This is a genomic window from Sphingomonas adhaesiva (genome assembly GCF_036946305.1).
GTDB lineage: Bacteria > Pseudomonadota > Alphaproteobacteria > Sphingomonadales > Sphingomonadaceae > Sphingomonas > Sphingomonas adhaesiva_B.
Genome location: NZ_JAQIJJ010000004.1, coordinates 65,808 through 90,696 on the forward strand (window position 1 = coordinate 65,808; position 24,889 = coordinate 90,696).

Here is a 24,889-nt window from a genome sequence, read left to right on the forward strand (position 1 = left end):
ACGGCGCGCGGAAACGATGTGGGGTCCGTGCGTTACGGTGGCGATACCGGAACAGCAAAGGGAACCGCATCATGGCCGACGACACCAGCGACACGCCGGCGGACACGTCCAAGCCCGCCACCCCGCGTCGCCGCGCCGCCCGCAAGCCCGCCGCGCAGACCAAGGCTCCGGCGAAGCGCTCGACCGCCAACGGCGCGGCCAAGCCGCGGACGAAGCGCGCCGCCCCTGCGGCACAGCGTTCCACCACCGCGCGTACCGTGCAGGCGGCGAAGGACGGCGTGGATGCCGTGACCACGCGCGCCAAGCGCACCACCACCAAGGCGCGTACCGCCACCACCCGGACTGCGCGCAAGGCGGTGAAGAAGGTCGACAAGGCCGCGGCGCCGGTCGGCGGCAAATGGGGTGCGGCGATGATCGCGGGTGGCGTCGCCGCGATCGGCGCGGCGGCGACCGCCGCCGTCCTCTCGCTGCGCGGCTCCACCCCGCGCCAGCCCGCGCTTCCGCACCTCAAGGGCGGCGCGCATCAGCCCGACGGCACCGATTCGTCCAAGTCGTTCGAGGCCGGGATCGCCGACGAAAACACCATCCCCGCCTGACCGTGACGAGGTAGCCCTCTCGCCGCCGTCGATAGGGCTATCCCGCCAGGAAATCGGCGATCGCCTGCCCCAGTTCGGGCTTGATCACCGCACTCATGTGGTTGCCCGGCACCTCGACCAGCCGGGCATTCGGCAGCACCCGTGCCAGCGCGGCGGCCGATCCATTGTCGTCGTCGTCCACGCCGTTCACCACCACCGCCGGCTGCGCGAAGGTGGCGACCTGCTCCTCCGGCGTGTCGACGAAGGTGTCGATCACCCCCAGCAGCGCGACCGGGTCGCCGCCGGTCGTCTTCAGGAACGCCTCCGCCATCCAGGCCGGCGTGCCGCGCTCATGCTGGCCCAGGTTGGTCAGGATGTTGCGGAAATGCCCCGCGCGTCGCCCGGTGTGGATCAGCCCCTCCAGCCCCATGCCCGAAAAGACGATCTTACCCGGCGTCGCGCCCGTCGCCAGCATCCGCGACGTCGTGCGCGCGCCCAGCGAATAGCCGCCCAGATCGTAATCGGTCAGCGCCAGCGCCGCGATCAGCGCATGGCCGTCGCGCGCCAGCGCATCGGGCGGATAGGCGGCCGCCTCGTGCGGCCGGTCGCTTTCACCATGCCCGCGCAGGTCCGGCATGATCACGCGAAAGCCCCTGGCCGCGATCGCCGCGGCATGGCCGTAGCGGATCCAGTTGGTCGCCGCGTCGGAGAAATAGCCGTGGATCAGCACCACCGGCCGGCCCTCCCCCAGCTCACGCCATGCCAGACGAACACCGTCGAAGCTGTTGAAGAAACGCGTTTCGCTGACGGCGTCGGACATCGAAAACTCCTGTGGCGGCGCGTGGATGATGGCCGGACCGCCGGTCTATCGAGGTCGCACGTCGGCACAAGCATCAACATGCTTACATTTCATAAGGACACTTATTATATGCGCGCTGCATGAGTGACTCGATCGGATTTCTCGTCGGCGATGTCTCGCGCCTGTTGCGCCGCCGCTTCGACGAACGCGCCCGCACCATCGGCGTGACACGACCGCAATGGCGCGCGCTCACCGCGCTCAGCCGCAGCGAAGGCATCAACCAGGGCGCGCTGGCCGAACGGCTGGAGGTGGAGCCGATCACGCTCTGCCGGATGATCGACCGGCTGGAGGAAGCCGGCCTGGTGGAGCGGCGCCGCGCCCCGGCCGATCGTCGCGCCTGGCACATCTACCTGACCGACAAGTCGCGCCCGCTGATCGATCAATTGCGTCTGCTGGCCGACGACCTGTCGGTTCAGGCGATGGAGGGCCTCGCCCCCGACGAACAGACGCGCCTGTCCGGGATGCTGGAGCGGATCCGCGACAACCTGCAATCCCCGGCGATGGAGAGCGCGCATGGCTGACGCCGATCCGCATCGTGCCGTGATCGCCGCGGAACCCGCTGCCGCCCCGCCCGATCTTCGGCCGAAGCGCCGCTGGGGACGGCTGGCGCTGATGATCAGCGTGCCGTTGCTGCTGGCGCTCGTCGGCGGCTGGTTCTGGCTGACGTCGGGGCGGTACGTATCGACCGACAATGCCTATGTGAAGCAGGACATGACCTCGATCAGCCCCGATGTGACCGGGCGGATCGTCGCGGTCGAGGTGCGCGAGAACCAGCCGGTCAAGGCGGGCACGGTGCTGTTCCGCATCGATCCCGTGCCCTATCGCATCGCACTGGCGCAGGCCGATGCGGCGCTGGCGGAAGCGCGTGTCGACGTGTCGACAAAGGCGACCGACAGCGGCAGCGCCGCCGCGACGCTGGCGGGGGCGCAGGCCGACCTGACGCTGGCGCAGGCGACATGGGAGCGGCAATCGGCGTTGATGAAGCGCGGCTTCACCACCCGCGCCGCTCTCGACGCCGCGACGCAGCAGGTCGCCGCCGCGCGCGCCCGCATCGCCGCGGCGCAGGCCGATGCCGCGCGCGCCCGGCAACAGGTGTCGAGCGGCGACACCGGCTCCAGCACCCCCGCCGCGATTCAGGTCGCCCTCGCCCGGCGCGAGAAGGCGCAGCTCGACCTCGCGCGTACCGTCGTCCGCGCGCCGCACGACGGCATCGTCAGCCAGACCGGCCGCCTCCAGGTCGGCAACATCACGCCCAGCGGGGTCCCGGCGCTGACGCTGGTCACCACCGGCGGCACCTATGTCGAGGCCAATTTCAAGGAGACCGACCTCAACCATATGCGCGTCGGACAGCCGGCGACGGTCGGCTTCGACGCCTATCCCGACGTGGAGCTGCACGGCCGCGTTCAGTCGATCGGCGCGGGGACGGGCTCGCAATTCTCCGTCCTCCCGGCGCAGAACGCGACCGGCAACTGGGTGAAGGTGACGCAGCGCGTGCCGGTGCGCATCGCGATCGAAGGGCGTTCGTCGCGGCCGCTGATCGCCGGCCTGTCCGCCGACGTCGCGGTCGACACGCAGGCGCGCTGATGGCGACTGCCCCCGCGTCGGCGGCCGTACCTGCACCCGCACCCGCGCCGACGGAGGGCATGCCGCTGCTCCCGGTCGAGCATCGCGGCATCCTCACCGTCGGCGTGATGGGCGCGATGGTGATGCAGATCCTCGACACCACGATCGCCAATGTCGCGCTGCCGCATATGCAGACGTCGCTGGGCGCGACGGTCGACACCGTCACCTGGGTGCTGACCAGCTATATCGTCGCCACTGCGATCGCGCTGCCGGCAACCGGCTGGCTGTCCGACCGGATCGGCAGCCGCAACCTGTTCCTGGTGTCGGTCGGGGTGTTCGTCATCGCCTCGATGCTGTGCGGCGTCGCCAACAGCCTGCCGCTGATGGTCGCCTTCCGCATCGTCCAAGGCATTGCCGCCGCCTTCATCAACCCGCTGTCGCAGACCGCGATGCTCGACATCAACCCGCCGGAGCGTGCCGCGAAGGCGATGAGCGTGTGGGGCATGGGGGTGATGGTCGGGCCGATCATGGGGCCGGTGATCGGCGGCTTCCTGACCGAGAATTACAACTGGCGCTGGGTCTTCTACGTCAATGTGCCGGTGGGGCTGCTGACGCTGGCGATCCTGTGGTGGCAGCTGCCGTCGCGCCCGCGCGCGCGCCGCACCTTCGATTACATGGGCTTCGTCTATGTCGGCGTCGCGGTCGCGTCGTTCCAGCTGATGCTCGACCGCGGCCAGACCGAGGACTGGTTCTCCAGCTGGGAGATCGTGGCGGAAGGGCTGATCGCGGCCGGTGCGCTGTGGCTGGCGGTGATTCACCTCGCCACCGCGCGGCGTCCGCTGTTCGACCGCGAGCTGTTCCGCAACCGCAATCTGGTGATGGGCATGATCTTCATGATCGTCATCGGTATCTCGACCATGGCGCCGATGGCGCTGCTGCCCCCGATGCTCCAGCAATTGTTCGGCTATCCGGTGATCGACACCGGCATGATGATGGCGCCGCGCGGCGTCGGCGTGCTGGCGACGATGTGGATCGCGGGTCAGCTGATGGGCAAGGTCGACACGCGCATCGTCATCATCGTCGGGCTGATCCTGTTCGCGGGATCGCTGCGGATGATGGCGGGCTATTCGCTGGAGATGGATTACTGGCCGGTCGTCACCGCCGGGTTCATCCAGGGACTGGGCATGGGCTTCGTCTTCATGCCGCTCAACGCGCTCGCCTTCGCCACGCTCGACAACCGCTACCGCACCGACGGCGCCAGTATCCTCAACCTGATGCGCTCGATCGGCCAGTCGGCGGGGATCTCGATGGTCACGGTGATGCTGGCGCGCAACATCCAGGTCAGCCACGCCGACCTGGGCGCACACGTCACCGACCAGTCGCTGCCCGCCGCCGACCTGCTGGCGCGCGTCCCCGCACTGGGCCAGACCGCCGCCGCCTTCGCCGACGCGATGGTCAACCGCGAGGCGGCGATGATCGCCTATGTCGACGATTTCTACCTGATGGCATGGATCTCGATCGCGGTCGTGCCGATGGTGCTGCTGCTCCGCAAGCCCAAGGGCAAGCTGGAGGTGGTGCACAGCGAGTGAGGCGTCAATCCGCCGCCGGTACGACAATCCGATGGCCATGACCGGCGGCGATGGCTCGATTGGCGAACTTCCTGTCGCTCGTTGCCAATGGGCAATCGTGTTCGATCGCGACCGCCAGATACATGCAATCCTGCAACGCATGCGCGAGTTGCAGCGACAGGTGAAAGGCAGACACGATGAAGATGTCGAGCGGCACGTATTGCGTTATGAAGTTCGGAAGAGCGAGCATCGCGTCAGTGGCAGCGTCGATGGGAAGGCCGTGATAGCGCACCTTCTTCGATAACGCGCTCGCCACCTCCATGGAGATGATCGAAGGCGCAACGACCTCCGTAGCCTCGAATATGAGGGTACGCGCTGCGTATGTATTGGGCTCTAGCGTCAAAGCTTTCACAACGACGCTGGCATCCACCACCAGCATCAACGGCTGTCGCGATCCTCACGGATCAGATCCGTACTATCGATTGCCGCGGCAGAAGCAGGCGTCATGTTCAGCAGTCGATCGGACAACGCCAGCAACTCCTGCTTGGACAGGCGCGCCGTGGGACGATGCGCCGTCAGGGCTTCCCTTAATTCATCCTCCAGCGTCCGGCCAGAGGAGTCGGCTGCGCGGCGATAATCCATCAGCAGCGCGTCATCGAGTTTGAGGAGCACGTCACCCATCGCGCGACGCTACCATCGCGCCCCAGCCTGCTCAATCCGCCTTCTTCAGGTGGCGCCGCCCCAGCAGCTCCGCGATCTGCACCGCGTTCAGCGCCGCACCCTTGCGCAGATTGTCGCTGACGCACCACAGCGACAGCCCATTCTCGACCGTCGAATCGTCGCGCACGCGGCTGACATAGGTCGCGTCGTCGCCCGCGCTTTCGATCGGGGTGACGTATCCGCCGTCCTCATGCTTGTCGATCAGCATCACGCCGGGCGCCTCGCGCAGGATCGCCTTGGCCGCCTCTGCGTCCAGCTCGCGCTCGAACTCGATGTTCAGCGCCTCGGAATGGCCGACGAACACCGGCACGCGCACGCAGGTCGCGGTCACCTTGATCTTGGGATCGAGGATTTTCTTCGTCTCCACCACCATCTTCCACTCTTCCTTGGTGGAGCCATCCTCCAGAAAGCTGTCGATGTGCGGGATCACGTTGAACGCGATCTGCTTGGTGAACTTCTTCGGCTCCGCAGGATCGCCGACGAAGATGTTGCGGCTCTGCTCGAACAGCTCGTCCATCCCCACCTTGCCCGCGCCGGACACCGACTGATAGGTCGCCACCACCACGCGCCGGATCGTCGCGGCATCGTGCAGCGGCTTCAGCGCCACCACCATCTGCGCGGTCGAGCAGTTCGGGTTGGCGATGATGTTCTTACGCGTATAGGCGTCGATCGCGTCCGCGTTCACCTCCGGCACAATCAGCGGCACGTCCGGGTCCATCCGGTACAGCGACGAATTGTCGATCACGGTGCAGCCCGCCGCCGCGAACTTCGGCGCATAGACCGCGGTCGCCTCGCTGCCGATCGCGAACAGCGCCATGTCCCAGCCGGCGGGATCGAAATGCTCGATGTTCTTGACCGTCAGCATGCGGCCGGTGTCGCCGTACTCGATCTGGTCGCCGACCGAGCGCGAGGAGGCCAGCACCGCGATCTCGTCCGCGGGAAACTGCCGCTCGGCCAGGATGTTGACCATCTCGCGCCCGACATTGCCGGTCGCGCCGGCGACGACCACCCGATACCCCATGATTGTTCCTTCCACGCGCCCGACGCGGCGCCTCACGAAATTGTCGCGCCGCGCCCTAACGCCGTAATATCCGAAAAGCCACCCGTGTTCAGCGCGCCCCCGCCCCCACATGTCGGTCCAGGAACGCCTCGATCGTCGTCCACACATGGATGTCGCGCGCCGCGCCATGCGCCTTGCCGGGGTAGAACATCATCTCGAACGGCACGTTCGCCGCCTGCATCCGCGCCGCGACCTCGGTGGAATTGTCGAGGAAGACATTGTCGTCCGCCATGCCGTGCATCAGCATCAGCGGCGTCGTGATCTTCAACGGGTCGATCACCGCGCGCGACGCGTCATAGGCCGCCTTGTCGACGCGCGGATCGCCCATGTAGCGTTCGGTCCAGTGCGTGTCGTACAATCGCCAGTCGGTGACCGGCGCGCCCGAGACGGAGGCGGCATACAGCCCCTGATCGGCTTCGATCATCTTGAGCGACATGAACCCGCCATAGGACCAGCCGAAGGTCGCGATCCGCTTCGCATCGACGAACGGCAGCGTCTTGAGATAGGCGGCGCCGGCCGCCTGATCGGCGACCTCCACGCTGCCCAGCGCATGCCAGATCGCGCTCTCGAACGCCACGCCGCGGTTCGCCGAGCCGCGATTGTCGACCTCGAAATAGATCCAGCCCCTGGCGACCAGCTGCTGGACCAGCGGCATCTTCCAGTTGCGCACGACATTCTGCGGCCCCGGCCCGCCATAATGCTGGAAGAACACCGGATAGCGCTTCCCCGGCTCCAGCTTCGGCGTGACCATCTGCCACTGCAGGTCGGTCTTCCCGTCCGCCGCCTTGACCGTCCCGAAGCGCACCGGCTGGTGCGCGGCGAGATAGGGAGCGTAGGGATGCGCCCCCTCCACCCGGTTCTCGTTGACCCAGGCGAGCCGCTTGCCATCGGCATCGGCCAGATAGATCTGCGGCGGCTGGTCGGGATTGGAGCGGGTGACGACGAAACGCTTCGCTCCGCCATCGGCGGTCACCCGGTTGAACCAGCCCGCCTCGGTCAATCGCGTGATCGCCCCACCCTTCAGGTCGAGCGCGTACAACTGCTGTTCGAGGACGCTGTCCTTGTTGGCCATGAAATAGACCCGGCCGCGATCTTCGTCGACGCCGACCAGATCGGTGACGACCCACGGCCCCTTGGTCAGCTGCGTCCAGCGCCCTTTGTCCAGCCGCCACAGATGCGCGAAGCCGTCCCGCTCCGACAGCCACAACAGGCTGCCATCGCGCATCACGCGATAGGCATCGGACAGGTTGATCCAGCTTTTGGCCGCAGCGTTTTCGGTGAACAGCACGCTCGACTTGCCGGTCAGCGGATCGACGCGCAGCACGTCCAGCCGGGTCTGTGCGCGGTTCTCGCGCTGGACCAGCAACGCCTTGCCGTCCGGCGTCCAGTCGACCCGCGCGAGATAGATGTCCGGGTCGCTGCCCAGATCCACCTTCACGCTGCCCGATCCATCGGCGCGCATGACATGCAGCTCGATCAGGACGTTGGCCGTGCCCGCGGCGGGATAGCGCTGTTCGAAGATGCGCGTGCCGGTGGCGCCGATCGCGGCGCGGGTGAAGACCTTCACCGGCGCCTCGTCGAACCGCGCGACGGCGAGATGGCGGTCGTCCGGCGACCACCAATAGCCGGTACGGCGATGCATCTCCTCCTGCGCGATGAACTCCGCCTCGCCCCAATGGACCGTGCCGCCGCCGTCCTTGGTCAGCTGCCGTGCCGCACCGCCGCCCGCCAGCGGCTGAACCCACAGATTCTGGTCGCGGACGAAGCCGATGAACTGCCCCCGCGGACTGATCGTCGGGTTCAGCGCGTCCTTCGTCCCGTCCAGCTTGCGGACGCCGCCCGTCAGGTCGGCGAGGTAAAGCTCGCCGTCGACCGGCACCAGCAGCGAGCGCCCGTCCGGCGCCCAGTCATATTCCAGAATGCCCGTCTTGCCGGTCAGCGTGCGATCGCGCTCGCGCTGCATCTTCGCCGCCTCGGACAATTCCCCGCCGCTGCCGGTCCGGAGCGAATCGACCAGCATCCGCTCCGCGCCCGTCCGCGTATCGAGCGCCCACAGGTCGAAGCGCGAACGGTCGTCCGCGCGCGGCCGCACCGACGTCAGCAGCGTGCCGTCCGGCGACAGCCGCAACGCCTGCGGCTGCGGTCCGGCGAGATCGGGGCTGGCGAAGACACGCTCCAGCGTGAGCCGGGGCGCCGCCGTCTGCGCCTCAGCGGTCATCGCCACGCCCGCCCATGCCATCACACCCAATGCCACCCCGAACCGCCACATGTAGAACCCTCCCGCACCCGACCCAGGGCGCGCGGCGGTGGTAGGACGGGGAGGTACGGGGAAGCAACAGATGTTACCAATAAGCCCCTCCCCTTCAGGGGAGGGGTTGGGGTGGGGCAGTCAAAGGTGACGGTCTCGGTGAGACCTCCCCCACCCCCAACCCCTCCCCTGAAGGGGAGGGGCTAAGAACGGAGACTCATTCATCCCGCAACGCCCCCGCCAATTCCGCCACATCCGCCCCGATCTCGACCACCCGCCACCGCATCGGTCGCCTGGTATCCACCAGCACCACCGCCCGCTTCGGACACACGCCCAGGCACCGCGTCTCGACCACCCCGACGTCCGCCTTGCGTCCCTTGCCGAACCCCGGCTCCGCGCGCAGCGCCTTCGCCAGCGACGTCCTGCCCTTCGCGCCGAACCCGCCGCCGACCTTCTTCGTGCACTTGCCGCAGACCAGCACCGCGCCCTGCCAGCGCGATGCGACATGGTCCTTCACGCCTCCGACGGGCGCCAGGTCCGCGCCTCCTCGGCGGTGCGCAGCACCTCATAGGCCGCCTGGATCGCCTGGAACCGCCCCGCCGCCTCGGCATCGCCGGGCCGCACGTCGGGATGGTTCGACTTCGCCAGCCGCCGCCATGCCAGCTTCACCTCGTCGAAGGTGGCGTCCGTCTCCAGTTCCAGCACGTCGAGCGCGCGCATCTCGTCGCGCGAGCGGCTGCCGTCGCCGCGCCCCGCCCATTGCTGGTGCTTCGATTGGGTGAAGCCGCTCGCGTCGCGCCGCTCGTCGGCCTCCCGCTGCGCTGCTTCCTCCGCCGACAGCCCCTCGAAATAGTTCCAGCCGCGATTGTATTCCGCCGCATGCGCCTGACAGAAATACCAGCGATCGGGGCTGTTGGGCGACTTGGGCGCGGGGCAGTCGCCCGGCTCCTGGCAGCCGTGGCGATCGCACAGCCGCACCTTCACCGCCTCGCGCTCGGCACCATAAGCGCGCCAGCGGGGAAAGCCCCAGTCGTTCGATCGGGTAGGAGTGCGTGCCATTCGCGCCTGCACATAAGGTGGCACACCGCCTGCGCCAAGGCACCAGAGGGCCTGTAAGCCGGGTTCTGTCCACCCCCGCGAGCGGGGGATGGGCGACCATTCCTCTAGGCGCGCCGTTGCCGACGCGCTCAAGCGACCAACCCGGGCAGCAGGCGGGAACACGCCCCGGACGCCAAAACGCCCATGCCGCCCCTATTCGGTCTTGCTCCCGGTGGGGTTTACCGTGCCGCGGCCGTTACCGGCGCGCGCGGTGCGCTCTTACCGCACCCTTTCACCTTGACCGGGCCGAAGCCCAGGCCGTCTGCTCTCTGTTGCACTGTCCCTGACCGCGGGCTCGCGCCCTTGGCCGGCGGGCGTTACCCGCCACCGTCGTTCCGTGGAGCCCGGACTTTCCTCGGCGTGCGCGAAGCACGACGCGGCCGCCCGGCCCTCTGGTGCTGGCTCCCCTACTCATCCCCCTGCGGTTTGGGAAGCAGCAACGCGAGCAGAATCATGCGGCATTCCGCATCGATCTCGCCATCGATCAATTCGGGGCGGAAACGCCGCTGGAACGCCATGATCGCCGCCATCCGGTCACTCACGTCATAGCCGAACCGCTCCAGCGCGAGGCAGAACGCCGCCTCGCCCCAGAACGGATCCATCAGATTCTTGGTCGGGCGCGGCAACGCCAGCCGCAGCCGCGCGAGGCGATGCCAGGGAAACAGCTCGCCGGGGTCGCGCTTGCGCGTCGGGGCGATATCGGAATGGCCGACGATATTGCCGCGGGTGATCTCGTAGCGGTCCTTCAGATGCGCGACGAGGCGCACCACCGCATCCACCTGCGCATCGGGGAAGCCACGATAGCCGTGGTCATGCCCCGGATTGACGATCTCGATACCGATCGAGGCGGAATTGACGTCATCGATGTCGCGCCAATGGCTCTTGCCCGCGTGCCACGCGCGCTTTTCATCGTCGACCAGCCGCAGGATCGTGCCGTCTTCGTCGACCACATAATGCGCCGACACCGCCGCTTCGGGGTCGCGCAGTCGCGCGATCGCCTCCGCCGCGGTCGGCATTCCGGTGTAATGCAGCACGATCATCGTGATCGGCAGCAGGCGTTCGTTGAAATTGGGCGACGGTGCCTCGACGCACTTCATGCCCGCCACCGCTTTCCTGCCACCATCATGCCGTCGGCCCCGCTCGCACCCCTGTCGACCGACTGCCTCATAGGCGTTCGCGACGGTGGATGCCAACGGGCCACCGTTATGCGGGGACGACCTCGTAGAAGCCGCGCAGCCGCGTGCTGGGGCGCAGGCGTTCGGTCTGCCCGATCACCGTCTCGCCCGCGCCCAGCAGCAGCAGCCCGCCCGGCGCCAGCGCGCCCGCCAGCCGGTCGAGCACCTGCTCGCGCCGTTCGGGAACGAGGTAGAACAGCACGTTGCGGCACAGGATCAGGTCGAACGTGCCGACCGGCGCGGGGTCGGCGACCAGATTGTGGCGTCGATAGGAGATCGTCTCCAGCAGTCGCGACGAGGCCGCCCATTGCTGTTCGTCGGCCGACGCGAACCAGCGCATCATGCGCCGGATCGGCAGCCCGCGCTGGATCTCGAACTGGTTATAGGTCGCGCGGCGCGCGCGCGTGATCGCCGCGATCGAGACGTCGGTCGCCAGGATCGGCGGCGGCGGCGCGCCATCCTCCGCGAACAGCATCGCCAGCGACAGCGGCTCCTGCCCGGTCGCGCACGCCGCGCACCAGATGCGCGCCGCCATGCCGTTGCGCTCCTCCGCGGCGCGCGCGGCGGTCGCCGCCGCCTCGATCATGCCGACGTCGCGGAAGAACGAGGTCTCCTGGTTGAGCAGCAGGTCGACGATCTGGTCCGCCAGCGCGGTGTCGCGCCCCCCACGTAGCAGCGCGGTCAGTTGCTCCACGCGGTCCAGCGACAGCGCGGACAGCAGCGGCTTCAACGCGGTGTCGATCCGCCAGCTGCGATTCTCCGCGATCCGCTGACCGGTGCGCTGCTCCAGCAGCGCGCCCAACACGGTCGCGCCCCTCGGTTCCGCCGTGGCGGACGGTATCGCGACCGGCGCCGGCCATACCGCCGTCATGCCGCCACCGTCGCGCTGGCGGCGATCATCGCGCCGATCGCACCCGGGGTCATCACCGCGCGCGCCAGTCCGGCCGCGGCGACCGCGCCCGGCATCCCCCATACCACGCTGCTCGCCTGATCCTGCACCACCAGCGTCCCGCCAGCGGCATGGACCGCACGCGCGCCGTCCAGCCCGTCGCGCCCCATCCCGCTCAGCACGATCGCGAGCAGGCGGCTGCCATAGACCTCCGCCAGGCTGGTGAACATCGGATCGACCGACGGCAAATTGCCGGTCGCGGTCGGCGCCTGCGACAGCCGCGTCACCACCGCGCCGCTGGCCATCCGCTGCGCCGTCAGATGCGCGGTGCCGGGCGCGACCAGGATGCGCCCGCGGTTCACCAGGGTCCGATCGCCCGCGACGTCGCACGGCCGCCGCCCCGACAGCGCGACCTGTTCCGCGAAGAAGGGCGAGAAGGACGGTGGCAGGTGCTGCGTCACGAAGATCGGTTGTGCCACCGCGCCCGGTACGGCGCGCAGCAGCGAGGCGAGCGCATGGATGCCCCCCGTCGACGCCCCGATCGCGATCGCATCGAACGACACGCCCAGCGACACGGCGGCGTCGCGCGACACCGCGGACGGGCGCCCCGGCTTCGCCAGCACCGCCAGCCGCTGCAGCAGGATCTCGCCGAAGCGGCTGGCGAACGCGCCCGCGCCCGGTTTGACCAGCGTGTCGGCCGCACCCAGCGCCAGCGCACGGATCGTCACCGCCGCGCCTTCCGCTGCGGAGCTGGACACCACCAGCACGCGTGCGCCACGCCCGGCCGCGATCACCTGCGGCAGCGCCTCGATCCCGCTGGTGCGCGGCATCTCAAGGTCCAGCAGGATGACGTCGACCTGCTCGCGCGACAGGAAGTCCAGCGCACGCTGCGCATCGGGGACGGCACCGGCGACCACGAAGCCGCCATCGGCCGCGACGAAGCGGCTGAGCGCGGCACGCGCGACCGCCGAATCGTCGACGATCAGCACCCGCGTCGCGGCATCGCCCGTGATGGCGGAGGGGATGGTGGACACCGGCGTCGGGCCGCTGCGGCGGGCGCGATCAGGCCAGACCGACGATCTGCAGCTTGCTGTGGAGCGTCTCGCGATCGAACGGCTTCATCACATATTCGTCCGCACCCGCCTCGATCGCGGCGCGGATGTGCGCCATCCCGTTCTCGGTGGTGCAAAACACCACCTTGGGGCGGTGCGACAGCGTTTCGGCGTCCAGCGCGCGCAGGAATTCCATTCCGCTCATCACCGGCATGTTCCAGTCGAGCAGTACGACATCGGGGGTCGCCGCGCGGCATTGCTCCAGCGCCTGCCGACCGTCCGCCGCCTCCGACACCGCGAAGTCGAGCGTCTCCAATATGTGCCGAGCGACCTTGCGGATCACCTTCGAATCATCGACGATCAGACAGGTCTTCATGACGCACCCTCGACAACACAGTCCGAACACCGGACCATAGCTTCCTGACAGACAGGCGTAATTTTGGCGTTAACGCGGGGACTACCGGCGCTGCGCTCAATTCAGCGCGGACGCGCGCTCGACCAGCCGGTCGATGTCCAGCGCCAGCAGCGTTTCCGCGGCCCCATCCGCCACGCCGCAGACGAAGTCGCGATCCGCGATCGCGCCCATGCCGGCGGGGACCGGGGCGATGTCGAACGTCTCGACATCCTCCAGCCGGTCGACCGCAATGGCATAGAGATGCCCGTCGACGACGGTCGCGACGGCATGGCCGACCGCCTCGCCCTCCCGCGGCACGTGCGGCGGCACCCCCAGCAGCGCGCGCACGTCCAGCACCGTGGCGACGCGGCTGCGCATCGCCGCCAGCCCGATCACCGCCGGCCCGGCACCCGGCGCGGGCACCGCCGCGCCCAGTTCCACCACCGACGCGACGCGATCGGTATCGAACAGCACGCCGCAGCTACCGATCTGCGCGACCAGATGCAGCGAGGGAGACGTCGTCATGCGCAATGCTCCTTCAACGCGGCGACCAGCGCATCGCGATCGTACCGGTACAGCGGGGCGCCACGCGTGCGGCTCAGCCGGATCGCGGGCACCGGCGCGCTGTCCGCCTCATCCTCGATCGCGAGCGCCAGCACGGGCCGCTCGCCCGCCGCCAGCTGCCGCACGACGCGATAGCCCACCTGCTCGACCGTCGGCTTCAGGAACGCCTCCATCCACGCACTCTCGCTGCCGTGGAGCAGGCAGACGGGCCGTTCCGTCACCGCCGCGCGGCGCGCGAACAGCCGCAACGGATCGATCAGCTCGACCGGCTCGCCGTCGATCACCACCACGCCGCCGATCACCCCCTCCGCATCGTCGGCGGCGGGGGCGATCGCCTCGGGCAACGCCACGATCTCGATCGGCTCGCGGATCGGATAGACCAGATCCTGACCATCCAGCCGCAGGCGCAGGACCTTGACGATGGCATCGGCATCACGCCCCTGCCCCGCCCATACCGGCACCGAACGGTCACCCGTGGTCAGCCACCAGCCGCCCGCCAGCGCGCGCACCGCGCCCGGTGGCACCTGCTCGATCCGGTCGACCGCTTCCGACACGATCATCCGCCGCGCGCCGTCGATATCGTCGAACAGCAATGCCTGCACCGGCTCCGGCGCGGCGACCGGCGCCGACAGCTGCCGCCGCTGCTCGAACGTCAGCCCGGCGCGCGCTGCGACGCCCGCACCGTCCAGCAACAGGATCGGCGCGCCGTCGTCGGGCAGCATCTGCCCGGCATAGATGCCCGCGCGCATCACCGCGGGCGCAGCCGGCTTCACCACCAGTTCCTGCGTGTCGCACACGCCGTCCAGTGCCAGCGCGAACCGTCCCTGACGCAGCGACACGATCGCCAGATAGTGCGGCGCCAGCCGCTCGCCGCCGACGATGTCGGGCAAGCGCACCATCGCCAGCCGCTGCCCGCGCACCACCGCCACCGCGGCATCCCCGCCGACCGCATCGATCCGCACCGCGCCCTGATTGACCGCGACGATCTCGTCCACCGACTGGCGCGCGATCGCGAAGCGGGTTCCCGCCGCCTCGACGATCACGGTGTTCAGGATCGCCAGCGTCAGCGGCACCTCCAGCGACACCGCCAGCCCCTGCCCCGGGCGGTTGACCAGCGAGATGCGCCCCCCGATCTGCTCGACGTTCGCCTTCACCACGTCCATGCCCACGCCGCGCCCCGACAGCGTCGTCGCCGTCTCGCGCGAGGACAGGCCGGGCTCGAAAATCAGCGCGAGCCGTGCCTCCTCGTCCAGCATCGCCAGCGCGGCGGCGCGCAGCGGCTGCTCGCGACCCAGCTTGGCGACCAGCGCGGCGGTGTCCACCCCGCGCCCGTCGTCGACGATGTCGATGATGATCAGATTGCCCGCCTGCCGCGCCACCACGCGCAGCTCCGCGGTCGCGGGCTTGCCCGACAGGATGCGGTCGGCGCGCTCCTCCACGCCATGGTCGATCGCATTGCGCACCAGATGGACCAGCGGATCGCGCAACAGCTCGATCATCTCGCGATCCAGCTCGACGTCGCCGCCCTCGATCACCAGCGTCACCGCCTTGCCCAGCGTCGCCGCGGTGTCGCGCACCAGCCGCGGCAGCGCGGCGAACAGCGTCTCCACCCGCTGCATCCGCGTGCGCGTGACGATGTCGCGCAGGTCGTCGACGGAAATCGTCAGCCGCTCCAGCATCGTCTCCAGCCGCGGATCCTCGATCTCGCGGACGTGGCGCGCCAGCTGGTTGCGGGCGAGCACCATGTCGGACACGCCGCTCATCATCCGGTCGAGCAGGTCGACCGACAGCCGGACCGACCGCGCCGACGCACGCGTGGCGGACGGCGCCGCCCCCGCCTGCGGCTCGGCCGGCAGGCCATCGGCGGTCACCGGCGCCGCCAGCGCCGCCGCCTCCATTGCGATGGCCGCAGGGCCGTCGAGTGCCGCGATCAGATCGTCCTCGCCGCTGTCATCCAGCCCGCCGCCGGCGTCGAGCGCCTCGACGATCTCACCGATGCGATCGATGATCGCCAGGATCGCGCTGACCAGCGCGGCGTCGGGCGCGCGGTCGCCGCTGCGCACCGCCGCCAGCGCATCCTCCGCGGCATGGCTCAACCGCGCGAGGCGCGGCAGGTCGAGGAAGCCGCAGCTGCCCTTGATGGTGTGGACGAAGCGGAAGATCGCATCCAGCCGCGCGCGATCGTTCGGGTCGGCTTCCCACCCGACGATCTCGCCGGACAAGGCGTCCAGCGTCTCGCGCGTCTCGGCGATGAATTCCTGCAGCAGATCGTCCATGCGGCCCCGTCGCGTTCCTTTGCGCGGCGGCTTGGCACGGACGGGGTTAAAAGGGCGTTTACCGCCTCCGGGGCGTGCCGAGGATGGCTTGAGGCCTCTGACCGTTCGTGCTGAGGAGAGGCTGAGTTCGTCGAAGCCTCGTCTCGAAGCATCTGCACCCTTCGAGATGCCGTTTCGACAGGCTCTACGGCTCCTCAGGGCGAACGGAGCCTATGGTCCGCGCTATCGGTTCGGCAGCGCCGCACCGAACAGCAGCGTGCCCTCGACCGGCTCGCTGACGATCACCGATCCCCCCGCCTCGCTCGCGATCGCATGGACCAGGAAGGCGGCGGCGGCGCGCGGCGTCACCGCCTCGCTGCCCGCACCATTGGTCAGCGTGGAGCGCAGGTCCGGGTCCAGCACAATCCGCGGCCCCTCCGCGCGCAGCACGATCTCGGTCGCGTCGGCGGTCTCCTCGCTGCCGATCGTCACCGTGCCGCCGCGCACCAGCGTATCGCCCGCGATCAGCGCCAGGTTCAGCAGCACCTTGACCGCCGCCTTGGGCAATTCCGGCTCCTCCACCGCCCATTGCAGCGTCAGCCGCTTGTTGTCGCCCAGCAGCCCCTCGACCGCGCTGCGCGCCTCGCGCACGTCGACCCGCTCGCCGAAGCCGCCCGCCGCCCCGAAGGCAAGGCGGAAGAACTTCAGCTTGTTGGCCGACACCCGCGCGCTTTCGTTGAGCAGTTCCAGGCAGCGGCGCCGCATCTCCGGATCGGTTTCGTCCGCCAGCAGCTCCAGCCCGTTGTTGAGCGCCCCCACCGGCGAGAGCAGGTCGTGGCACAGCCGCGAACAGAGCAGGCTGGCGAAATCGACCGGACTGATGGTCATGGAATGATGTACCTCGACGAGACGGGGGAGCCGCCTTGTGGCCGCTCGCCGGGCGCGGCGCAACCGGCGTCGACCAGCGGCACCGGATCGAAGCGGCCGTGAAGCGCGCCGTCGCGCACGGCACGCCACGCGCTCAGCCCGCCCGCCGCGACGATGATCCAGATGCTGCCGTCCGGCGGCGCATCGGCGGCATCGCGCGGAGAGGGCGTGGCGGTGCCGGTCGGGTGCGAGTGATAATGGCCGATCACCGCCGCCCCGCCGCCCCGCGCCGCGCGATGCGCCGCGATCAGCGCCGCCGGATCGATCTCGAACCGCCGCGCCGGCGTCGCGGCGACGTTGCGGCACGCCACCACCCGCTCGACCCGCGACCCGCGGCCCAGCAACAGCCCGCACACCTCCGCATCGGGGGACGCCGCCGCCGATGCCGCAATCTCGTTTCGCAGCCCGATTGAAATCTCCAGCATCGGCCCCATCTAGCACAGGACAATGGACCGGGGGGTTGCCATCATCGAAGCGACGATCGCGCCGGCCTCCGACGGCTGGCGGTTGGATCGTGCGCTGGCCGACGCGGTGCCGACCCTGTCGCGCGAGCGGCTGAAGGTGCTCATCAACGCGGGTCAGGTGGAACGCGACGCTTTGGCGGTGCGCGACCCGGCGCGGCGCGCGAAGGCGGGCGAGGTCTATACCGTCGCCGTGCCCGCCCCCACGCCCGCGCATAACGAGGCACAGGATATTCCGCTCGTCGTCGCATACGAGGACGAGCATCTGATCGTGATCGACAAGCCCGCCGGGCTGGTCGTCCACCCGGCCGCGGGCAATCTCGACGGCACGCTCGTCAACGCGCTGCTGCATCATTGCGGCGGCTCGCTGTCCGGCATCGGCGGGGTCGCGCGGCCCGGCATCGTCCATCGCATCGACAAGGATACGTCGGGGCTGATGGTCGCGGCCAAGACCGACCGCACGCACGAGGGGCTGGCGAAGCAGTTCGCGGCGCATTCGATCGACCGCCGCTATCGCGCGATCGTCGGCGGCCGCCCGATGCCGCCCGCCGGCAGCGTCGATGCCCCGCTCGCGCGCTCGCCCGCCAACCGCAAGAAGGTGGCGATCGTCGCCGGCGGCAAGCGTGCGGTGACGCATTACCGCACCATGGAGCTGCTGCGCGAGGCGGCGCTGGTCGAATGCCGGCTCGAAACCGGGCGCACGCATCAGGTGCGCGTCCATATGGCCTCGATCGGGCACGCCTTGCTGGGCGACCCGGTATATGGTAGAACAAAACCGGCTCATAAGGCGGTTCTGGAAACCCTGGGTTTCCGTCGCCAGGCATTGCACGCCGCGCATCTGGGGTTCATCCATCCCATCACAAGCGCGGCTTTGGCGTTCGAAAGTGCGATGCCGGCAGACATGCAGGAACTGTTCAGTCAGCTTGTCGTATAAGTGCGGACCACGCCGGTTGTGCCGTTTTCGGGCAGTCGCGTCCTCCGCGAGGAAGGGAGATTGAGGATCATGGCAGCGCGCAGCAACGTCCCCGCGACGATTCCTGCCCTTGGCGGGGAGCAGTCGCTCAACCGCTATCTCTCCGAGATCAAGAAGTTCCCCATCCTCGCGCCCGAGCAGGAATATATGCTCGCCAAGCGTTTCCAGGAGCATGGCGACACCGATGCCGCGGCGCAGCTGGTGACGTCGCACCTGCGCCTCGTCGCGAAGATCGCGATGGGCTATCGCGGCTATGGCCTGCCGGTCAGCGAGCTGATCTCCGAAGGCAATATCGGCCTGATGCAGGGGGTGAAGAAGTTCGAGCCGGATCGCGGCTTCCGCCTCGCCACCTATGCGATGTGGTGGATCCGCGCGAGCATCCAGGAATTCATCCTGCGCTCGTGGAGCCTCGTGAAGATGGGCACCACCGCGGCGCAGAAGAAGCTGTTCTTCAACCTGCGCCGCATGAAGGCGCGGCTCGATGCGTTCGAGGACGGCGACCTGACGCCCGAGAACGTGCAGAAGATCGCGACCGACCTGGGCGTGACCGAGGCCGACGTGGTCAGCATGAATCGCCGCATGGCGATGGGCGGGGACACCTCGCTCAACGTACCGATGCGCGAGGATGGCGAGGGCCAGTGGCAGGACTGGCTGGCTGACGACGCGCCCTTGCAGGACACGATCGTCGCCGACCAGCAGGAGGCCGACGTGCGTCACGACATGCTGGTCGACGCGATGGGCGACCTCAACGATCGCGAGAAGCACATCCTGACCGAGCGCCGCCTGACCGACGATCCCAAGACGCTGGAGGAGCTGTCGCAGGTGTACGGCGTCAGCCGCGAGCGCGTTCGCCAGATCGAGGTGCGCGCGTTCGAGAAGCTCCAGCGCGCGATGATGCGGCTGGCGGGAGAGAAGCGGCTGCTGACGGCGTAGCGCGTTCGCGCCACCGCTGCGGCGAAAAACTCCCAGCCTTCGCTGGGATGACGACGTCATTCCGTCGCCCCAGCGAAAGCTGGGGCCTCCCCGTGGCGAGGACACCCCCGTCCCAACGAGAGATCCCAGCCTTCGCTGGGATGACGACGGGATTGCAAAGCCGAAACCATAAGGCCACGAAAACCCGTCACCGCCACCAACTCTCTGCCAGCGCGTTCCCCCGCGATGCCACCAGCCCTCCATTCCATCGTCGTCATCGGCGCCGGCGCCGCCGGAATCGCTGCCGCGCACCATCTCCATGCCGCGCGCCGCAGCGTCCTCCTCCTCGAAGCGAGTGACCGCATCGGCGGGCGCGCGCGCTCGTTCCGGCATGGCGACGCCACGCTCGATCTCGGCTGTGGCTGGCTGCATTCCGCGCGACGCAACGCGTGGACCGACATCGCCCGTGCGCGCGGCTTCGCGATCGCCACCGACACCGCCCGTTGGGGCGAGCAATGGCGCGACCTCGGCTATCCTCCCGCCGACCGACAGGCGTTCGCCGCGGCATGGGATCGCTGGGAGCGCAACGCCCGTGCCGCGCGTGACCGCGCGGACCAGCCGCTGTCCGCGTTCGTCGCGCCGGACGATCCGTGGCGTCCGATGCTCGACGCGATCTCCGGCTTCGCCAACGGCGCGCCGCTCGACCGCGTGTCGCTCCACGACTGGCTCGCCTATGAGGATGCGTCGACCGACGACAATTGGGCGGTGCGCGAGGGCTATGGCACCCTGGTCGCCGATCATGCCCGCGATCTCGACGTGCGGCGGTCGACGCCCGCGACCCATATCGATCATCGCGGTCGCACGATCCGCGTCGTGACGCCCGCCGGCACGATCGAGACCGCGGCCGTGATCGTCGCGGTTCCCACCACCATCCTCGCGGAGCAGCGCCTGACCTTCGATCCGCCGCTGCCCGCCAAGCACGACGCCGCCGCCGCGCTGCCGCTGGGCGTGGCGGACAAGGTGTTCCTCGCGGTCGATCGCGTCGACTGGCCCGCCAATGCGCACCTGATCGGCAACCCGAATCGCGCGCAGACCGCCAGCTATCGCCTGTCGCCGCTGGGCCATCCGCTGGTCGAGGCATTCTTCGGCGGCGACACCGCGATCGCGCTGGAGGACGGCGACGCCGCCGCCTTTGCGATCGACGAACTGGTCGCGCTGCTGGGCAGCGCATGGCGCGCGCGGCTGCATCCGGTCGCGACGACACGCTGGCGCCACGAGCGCTGGATCGGCGGCAGCTATTCGCACGCCCGCCTCGGCCATGCCCCCGCTCGTGCGACCCTTGCCGAACCCATCGACGGCCGCCTCTTCTTCGCGGGCGAGGCGTGCCATCGCTACGATTTCTCGACCGCGCACGGCGCCTATGAAACCGGCCTCGCCGCCGCGCGTGCCTTGCTCGACGCCTGACAGGCGCTAGGGTCGCGGGCATGATCCGCGCCTTACGCCTGTTGCTGAAGATCGTCCTGGGGTTCGTGCTGGTGTCGATCCTGTGGGTCGGTCTCTATGCGGTCGTGCCACCGCCGTTCACCTTCACGATGCTGGGCGACACGATCGCAGGGCATTCGGTGACGAAGGACTGGACGCCGCTGTCGCAGATCGACCCCGACATGCCACGCGCCGCGATCGCGGGGGAGGACAGCAAGTTCTGCTCGCATCACGGCTTCGACTTCCGCGCGATCGCGGGCGCGGCGATGCGCAACGCGGAGGGCGGGCGCATCCGCGGCGGCTCCACGATCAGCCAGCAGACCGCGAAGAACGCCTTCCTGTTCCAGGGCGGCGGCTATGCCCGCAAGGCGCTGGAGGCGTGGTTCACGCTCCTGATCGAAACGATCTGGGGCAAGAAGCGCATCGTGGAAGTGTATCTCAACATCGCCGAGACGGGCATCGGCACCTATGGCGTCGAGGCGGGGGCGCAGCGCTATTTCGGGCATTCGGCGGCACGACTGACCCCGACCGAGGCGGGGCGGATCGCCGCGGTACTGCCGCTGCCGAAGAAGCGCGAGGCGGTATCGCCGACCGGCTTCGTGCGGCGTCACGGCAATACGATTGCGCGCTATGTCGGCGTCGTGCGGCGGAGTGGATTGGACAGCTGCTTGAAATAATGCGTCACCCCGGGCTTGAGCCGGGGTCCCGCTTCCTCGCCGACGCTGCTTAAAAAGCGGGACCCCGGCTCAAGGCCGGGGTGACGAGGGCATGGACCTTATTTCCCCTCGCCCGAGATCGCCGCGCCCGCCTTGTCCGACGTGCTCTCGACGCTCTTCGCGGCGGAGGTGATCGCGTTGTTCTTGGCCACTTCGCTGTCGTTGCGGACCAGCAGGAAATAGGCGCCGATGATCACCACCAGCAGCACCGCGATCCCGATCAGCACGCCGCCACCACCACCGCGCCGCTCGATCACGGTGGTATGCGGCGTCTGGGTCACCCGGTCATCGGTCATGGCATCCTCCCAATCTAGGTGGAGCCACAAATGCGAAACAATCGGCAATTGTTCCGCCTGACCAACCAGATGGCGTCCCGGATCAGAACGGCAGCTTGAACCCCGGCGGCAGCGGCAGCCCGCTGGTCATCTTCGACATTTCGGTCGACGACGCCGCATCCGCCTTCGCCCGCGCGTCATTGAACGCGGCGGCGACCAGATCCTCCAGCATCTGCTTCTCGGACGGCACGATCAGCGAATCGTCGATCGACACGGCGATGATCCGCCCCTTGGCCGATGCCTTCACCTTGACCAGCCCGCCGCCGGCCGCACCCTCGACCTCGATCGTGTCGAGATTGTCCTGCGCCTTCTGCAGCTCGTTCTGCACGTTCTGCGCCATGGCCAGGATATCGTTCAGATCCTTCACGTGATGCTCCGCTTGGCTGGTTTGGGCTCGATCAGGTCGGCCCCGGGAAAATGCTCGAACGCGGCGGCGACGATCGGGTTCGCCCGCGCCGCGTCGTGGCGTGCCTGGATCACGTCCTGTTCCGCCTCGAACACGGTCGGCGCGCCGGGCACGTCGGCCATGGAGATCTGCCACGCGCGCCCCGTCGCCTCGCGCAGCACCGCGGCGAGGTCGGTCAGCGTATCGGTCGACAACGGCCGGTTGCCGCTCAACACGATCTCGCCCGGCGCGTAGCGCACCAAGCTCGCCCCGCGCTTCAGTCGCACCAGCAGGTCCAGCTTGCCGCGCTCGTCGAGCAGCGCCATCACGCCCGCGAACTCCGTCGGGCTGCGATCCGCCGGCGCGGCGGGCGGCGCCGCGGGGGTAGCAGCGGGGGCGACGCTCACCGCGCCACTCGCCAGCCGCCGCGCCAGGTCGCCCGGATCGGGCAGCATCGAGGCATGGATCGCACGCAGGATCGCCATCTCCGCGGTCTCGATCGGCAGCGCGGCGCGCGCCACCTCCTCATGCCCCTTCAGGAACAATTGCCACAGGCGATGTAACGCCGGGAACGACATCTTCCCCGCCCAGTCGCGATAGGCGGCGCGCTCCTCCGCCGGCTGCGCGGGATCGTCGGGCGCGCCGACCTTCACCTGCGTCACGCCATGCACCGCCTCCAGCAGCGCGCGCATCACGCCCAGCGGATCGACGCCCAGATCGTATTGCCGCCGCAGCGCCGCCAGCGCACCGGGCGCATCGCCCGACAGCACCAGCGCCAGCAGGTCGCGCACCGCGTTGCGATCCGACAGCCCCAGCATCTCGCGCACCGCGTCGGCGCGCACGCCCCCGCCCGCCAGATCGGCATGCGCGATCGCCTGGTCGAGGATCGACAGCCCGTCGCGCGCCGATCCCTCCGCCGCGCGCGCGATCAGCGCCAGCGCTTCGGGCTCCGCCTCGGCCCCCTCCGCCTCGACCACGCGCGTGAAATGCGCCGCCAGCGTGTCCGCAGGGATACGGCGCAGGTCGAACCGCTGGCAGCGCGACAGCACCGTCACCGGCACCTTGTTCACCTCGGTCGTGGCGAACAGGAACTTCACATGCGCCGGCGGTTCCTCCAGCGTCTTCAACAGGCCGTTGAACGCGGCCTTCGACAGCATGTGGACTTCGTCGATGATGTAGATCTTGTAGCGCGCCGACACCGCGGCATAGCGCGACGCCTCGATGATCTCGCGGATGTCGTCGATGCCGGTGTGGCTGGCGGCGTCCATCTCTATCACATCGATATGCCGCCCCTCCGCGATCGCGCGGCACGGCTCGCACATGCCGCACGGATCGATCGTCGGACCGCCCTGCCCGTCCGGACCGATGCAGTTGAGCGCCTTGGCGATCAGCCGGGCGGTGCTGGTCTTGCCCACTCCGCGCACGCCGGTCAGCAGGAAGGCATGCGCGATCCGCTCGCGCCGGATCGCATTGGCCAGCGTCTGCACCATCGCGTCCTGCCCGATCAGCTCGCGGAACGTCTGCGGCCGGTATTTGCGCGCCAGCACGCGATAGGGCTGCGCCGCCGCCGGCTGCGGCGGCGTGCCGAGATCGAGGGAGTCGGACATCGTGCCGCCTCTATAGGAGCCCGCGCGCCCGCTGTCGAAGGCTGGCGTGGTTGATCGATCGTTAACTGATGCAGGTTAGTATGCTGGCATGATCAGGGAGGCAGCGATGACGTCCATCTCGTTCACTACCGAAGCGCAGCGTGTCCGAGCGGCGACCACGATCGAGCCGATCGGCTCGCGCCGCACCGCCGGCGCCGCGTTCGCGCTTCCCGAGCCGGCCGCGCCCACGCCCGTGCGCGCCGCATCGTCGCCGACGGTCGCTGACGCGCAGCGACCGTCGCAGCTGGAGGAAGCGCTCAAGGCGTTCGAGAAGGAAGCGCGCATGACCCCGCAACAGCGGATCCGCCGCGACGTGCTCAAGGAACATCAGCTGACCGACGAATCGCTGGATGCGATGACGCCTGCGGAGCGCAAGCAGATCGAGGACAAGATCGCGCCCCGAGATCGCCCGCCGCACGAAGATGGCGGAGGACGAAGCACGCCGGCAGGGCAAGACGGTGCCGGTCGCGCTGATGTGACCTCCCTCTCCCCTGCGCGGAGAGGGTCGGGGTGAGGGGTCGCCGTCACCGCTACAACCGTAACGAAGCGGTCGCTCGATTTCATCGAAGATAGGATGACGGCGCGCCGCGGCAAAGCCGCGTCGTCGGACGGGTTCGCTGGGGCGACCCGCCGGCCGCGCTTGCCAAGGTGGAGCGGCGCTGCCGCTCTCTCGCTGGCTGCGCGGTGGGAGCCGGGACGACCCGCGGCGAAATCGTTGCGGCTGCTTCCTTCCGGACCTGACCGGGTTGGCGACGACCACGTCCGCCCGACTCCCGCGCGCCATATGGCGGAGCCGGACGGCGTGTTCAAGGCCGGATCGTCACCGCGTCTGGAAGCAGCGGCGCACCGGTCCGTAATAGCTGTCCTGCCAGCGGCAGACGGTCCGCACGCTGCCCCACTGGCGCCCGCGCGACCAGCGCGGACCGCGATCCCACCGCGCCCCGCGGTTCCAGTGCCGGCCACGGTCCCAGCCGCGCCCGCGATCCAGCCACGTCCCCGGTCCCAGCCCGGGCCGCGGTCCCAACCCGGGCC

General features: G+C 69.1%; 28 protein-coding genes and 2 other RNA genes. 9 read left to right on the plus strand and 21 right to left on the minus strand.

Annotated features, from left to right (window positions below; genetic code table 11):
- The first annotated feature begins 71 nt into the window (after window positions 1–71).
- Entirely contained in the window at window positions 72–596 is a 525-nt protein-coding gene (locus PGN14_RS06695) for a hypothetical protein (RefSeq protein WP_335298686.1), read from the plus strand.
- A 37-nt stretch (window positions 597–633) separates the two neighbouring features.
- Here the strand turns inward: PGN14_RS06695 and PGN14_RS06700 are convergent, their stop codons facing one another.
- A complete protein-coding gene (locus PGN14_RS06700; protein WP_335298687.1) occupies window positions 634–1,395 on the minus strand; it encodes an alpha/beta fold hydrolase in 762 nt (253 codons plus the stop codon).
- Between the two features lie 119 nt (window positions 1,396–1,514).
- Here PGN14_RS06700 and PGN14_RS06705 point away from each other — a divergent pair, with 119 nt between their 5' ends.
- Genes PGN14_RS06705 through PGN14_RS06715 form a run of 3 tightly spaced genes read left to right on the plus strand, consistent with a single transcriptional unit; the run spans window position 1,515 to window position 4,586 of the window.
- Window positions 1,515–1,955: a MarR family winged helix-turn-helix transcriptional regulator gene (locus PGN14_RS06705; protein WP_335298688.1), complete on the plus strand. Its 441-nt coding sequence runs from the start codon at window positions 1,515–1,517 to the stop codon at window positions 1,953–1,955.
- Window positions 1,948–3,018, plus strand: coding sequence for an HlyD family secretion protein (locus tag PGN14_RS06710; protein WP_335298689.1), 1,071 nt, complete (start codon window positions 1,948–1,950; stop codon window positions 3,016–3,018). The genes PGN14_RS06705 and PGN14_RS06710 overlap by 8 nt, the downstream gene beginning before the upstream one ends.
- A 59-nt stretch (window positions 3,019–3,077) precedes the next feature.
- Window positions 3,078–4,586, plus strand: coding sequence for a DHA2 family efflux MFS transporter permease subunit (locus tag PGN14_RS06715; protein WP_335298691.1), 1,509 nt, complete (start codon window positions 3,078–3,080; stop codon window positions 4,584–4,586).
- A 4-nt stretch (window positions 4,587–4,590) separates the two neighbouring features.
- Here the strand turns inward: PGN14_RS06715 and PGN14_RS06720 are convergent, their stop codons facing one another.
- The 15 genes from PGN14_RS06720 to PGN14_RS06790 all read right to left on the minus strand — a co-directional run bounded on the left by PGN14_RS06720 (window position 4,591) and on the right by PGN14_RS06790 (window position 17,372).
- Window positions 4,591–5,004 carry a type II toxin-antitoxin system VapC family toxin gene (locus tag PGN14_RS06720; protein WP_335298692.1) on the minus strand — a complete coding sequence of 138 codons (414 nt, stop codon included), beginning with the start codon at window positions 5,002–5,004 and terminating at the stop codon, window positions 4,591–4,593.
- Window positions 5,004–5,246 carry a hypothetical protein gene (locus tag PGN14_RS06725; protein ID WP_335298693.1) on the minus strand — a complete coding sequence of 81 codons (243 nt, stop codon included), beginning with the start codon at window positions 5,244–5,246 and terminating at the stop codon, window positions 5,004–5,006. Before PGN14_RS06725 ends, PGN14_RS06720 begins: the two co-directional genes overlap by 1 nt.
- A 31-nt stretch (window positions 5,247–5,277) precedes the next feature.
- Window positions 5,278–6,306 (minus strand): aspartate-semialdehyde dehydrogenase, encoded by a 1,029-nt coding sequence (locus PGN14_RS06730; protein WP_335298694.1) that lies wholly within the window; start codon window positions 6,304–6,306, stop codon window positions 5,278–5,280.
- Between the two features lie 88 nt (window positions 6,307–6,394).
- Window positions 6,395–8,563, minus strand: coding sequence for a S9 family peptidase (locus tag PGN14_RS06735; RefSeq protein WP_335299181.1), 2,169 nt, complete (start codon window positions 8,561–8,563; stop codon window positions 6,395–6,397).
- A gap of 247 nt (window positions 8,564–8,810) precedes the next feature.
- On the minus strand, window positions 8,811–9,110 hold the full coding sequence (locus tag PGN14_RS06740) for a (2Fe-2S) ferredoxin domain-containing protein (RefSeq protein ID WP_335298695.1): 300 nt from the start codon (window positions 9,108–9,110) through the stop codon (window positions 8,811–8,813).
- On the minus strand, window positions 9,107–9,652 hold the full coding sequence (locus PGN14_RS06745) for a J domain-containing protein (protein WP_335298696.1): 546 nt from the start codon (window positions 9,650–9,652) through the stop codon (window positions 9,107–9,109). Before PGN14_RS06745 ends, PGN14_RS06740 begins: the two co-directional genes overlap by 4 nt.
- A 38-nt stretch (window positions 9,653–9,690) precedes the next feature.
- An RNA gene (gene rnpB, locus PGN14_RS06750) (RNase P RNA component class A) lies at window positions 9,691–10,087 on the minus strand.
- An 11-nt stretch (window positions 10,088–10,098) separates the two neighbouring features.
- Window positions 10,099–10,788, minus strand: coding sequence for an N-acetylmuramoyl-L-alanine amidase (locus PGN14_RS06755; protein ID WP_335298697.1), 690 nt, complete (start codon window positions 10,786–10,788; stop codon window positions 10,099–10,101).
- A 106-nt stretch (window positions 10,789–10,894) separates the two neighbouring features.
- On the minus strand, window positions 10,895–11,737 hold the full coding sequence (locus PGN14_RS06760; RefSeq protein WP_335298699.1) for a CheR family methyltransferase: 843 nt from the start codon (window positions 11,735–11,737) through the stop codon (window positions 10,895–10,897).
- Entirely contained in the window at window positions 11,734–12,789 is a 1,056-nt protein-coding gene (locus PGN14_RS06765) for a chemotaxis protein CheB (RefSeq protein WP_335298700.1), read from the minus strand. The genes PGN14_RS06760 and PGN14_RS06765 overlap by 4 nt, the downstream gene beginning before the upstream one ends.
- A 28-nt stretch (window positions 12,790–12,817) precedes the next feature.
- Window positions 12,818–13,183: a response regulator gene (locus PGN14_RS06770; protein ID WP_335298701.1), complete on the minus strand. Its 366-nt coding sequence runs from the start codon at window positions 13,181–13,183 to the stop codon at window positions 12,818–12,820.
- A 96-nt stretch (window positions 13,184–13,279) separates the two neighbouring features.
- Window positions 13,280–13,726: a chemotaxis protein CheW gene (locus tag PGN14_RS06775; protein WP_335298702.1), complete on the minus strand. Its 447-nt coding sequence runs from the start codon at window positions 13,724–13,726 to the stop codon at window positions 13,280–13,282.
- Entirely contained in the window at window positions 13,723–16,041 is a 2,319-nt protein-coding gene (locus PGN14_RS06780) for a chemotaxis protein CheA (RefSeq protein WP_335298703.1), read from the minus strand. Before PGN14_RS06780 ends, PGN14_RS06775 begins: the two co-directional genes overlap by 4 nt.
- A gap of 222 nt (window positions 16,042–16,263) precedes the next feature.
- Window positions 16,264–16,908 carry a histidine phosphotransferase family protein gene (locus PGN14_RS06785; RefSeq protein WP_335298704.1) on the minus strand — a complete coding sequence of 215 codons (645 nt, stop codon included), beginning with the start codon at window positions 16,906–16,908 and terminating at the stop codon, window positions 16,264–16,266.
- A complete protein-coding gene (locus tag PGN14_RS06790) occupies window positions 16,905–17,372 on the minus strand; it encodes a M67 family metallopeptidase (RefSeq protein ID WP_335298705.1) in 468 nt (155 codons plus the stop codon). Before PGN14_RS06790 ends, PGN14_RS06785 begins: the two co-directional genes overlap by 4 nt.
- Window positions 17,373–17,394: 22 nt before the next feature.
- On the opposite strand from PGN14_RS06790, the gene PGN14_RS06795 reads away from it, so the two are divergent.
- From PGN14_RS06795 to mtgA, 4 genes are all read left to right on the plus strand, one after another.
- Window positions 17,395–18,342 (plus strand): RluA family pseudouridine synthase, encoded by a 948-nt coding sequence (locus PGN14_RS06795; protein WP_335298708.1) that lies wholly within the window; start codon window positions 17,395–17,397, stop codon window positions 18,340–18,342.
- A 69-nt stretch (window positions 18,343–18,411) separates the two neighbouring features.
- Window positions 18,412–19,314 carry an RNA polymerase sigma factor RpoH gene (gene rpoH, locus PGN14_RS06800; protein ID WP_335298709.1) on the plus strand — a complete coding sequence of 301 codons (903 nt, stop codon included), beginning with the start codon at window positions 18,412–18,414 and terminating at the stop codon, window positions 19,312–19,314.
- 225 nt (window positions 19,315–19,539) lie between these two features.
- Window positions 19,540–20,757, plus strand: a complete 1,218-nt coding sequence (locus PGN14_RS06805) for a flavin monoamine oxidase family protein (protein ID WP_335298711.1) — start codon at window positions 19,540–19,542, stop codon at window positions 20,755–20,757.
- Between the two features lie 20 nt (window positions 20,758–20,777).
- Entirely contained in the window at window positions 20,778–21,452 is a 675-nt protein-coding gene (gene mtgA / locus PGN14_RS06810; protein WP_335298712.1) for a monofunctional biosynthetic peptidoglycan transglycosylase, read from the plus strand.
- A gap of 98 nt (window positions 21,453–21,550) precedes the next feature.
- On the opposite strand, the gene PGN14_RS06815 is transcribed toward mtgA, so the two are convergent.
- The 3 genes from PGN14_RS06815 to PGN14_RS06825 form a co-directional block, all read right to left on the minus strand.
- On the minus strand, window positions 21,551–21,787 hold the full coding sequence (locus PGN14_RS06815) for a hypothetical protein (protein ID WP_335298713.1): 237 nt from the start codon (window positions 21,785–21,787) through the stop codon (window positions 21,551–21,553).
- Window positions 21,788–21,869: 82 nt separating this feature from the next.
- Window positions 21,870–22,193: a YbaB/EbfC family nucleoid-associated protein gene (locus tag PGN14_RS06820; RefSeq protein ID WP_335298714.1), complete on the minus strand. Its 324-nt coding sequence runs from the start codon at window positions 22,191–22,193 to the stop codon at window positions 21,870–21,872.
- Window positions 22,190–23,818: a DNA polymerase III subunit gamma/tau gene (locus PGN14_RS06825; protein WP_335298715.1), complete on the minus strand. Its 1,629-nt coding sequence runs from the start codon at window positions 23,816–23,818 to the stop codon at window positions 22,190–22,192. Before PGN14_RS06825 ends, PGN14_RS06820 begins: the two co-directional genes overlap by 4 nt.
- 106 nt (window positions 23,819–23,924) lie before the next feature.
- Here PGN14_RS06825 and PGN14_RS06830 point away from each other — a divergent pair, with 106 nt between their 5' ends.
- Window positions 23,925–24,371 (plus strand): hypothetical protein, encoded by a 447-nt coding sequence (locus PGN14_RS06830; protein ID WP_335298716.1) that lies wholly within the window; start codon window positions 23,925–23,927, stop codon window positions 24,369–24,371.
- A 168-nt stretch (window positions 24,372–24,539) separates the two neighbouring features.
- Here PGN14_RS06830 and ffs read toward each other — a convergent pair.
- Both ffs and PGN14_RS06840 read right to left on the minus strand, forming a co-directional pair.
- An RNA gene (gene ffs, locus PGN14_RS06835) (signal recognition particle sRNA small type) lies at window positions 24,540–24,633 on the minus strand.
- 44 nt (window positions 24,634–24,677) lie between these two features.
- Window positions 24,678–24,881, minus strand: coding sequence for a hypothetical protein (locus PGN14_RS06840; RefSeq protein WP_335298717.1), 204 nt, complete (start codon window positions 24,879–24,881; stop codon window positions 24,678–24,680).
- Window positions 24,882–24,889 lie beyond the last annotated feature (8 nt).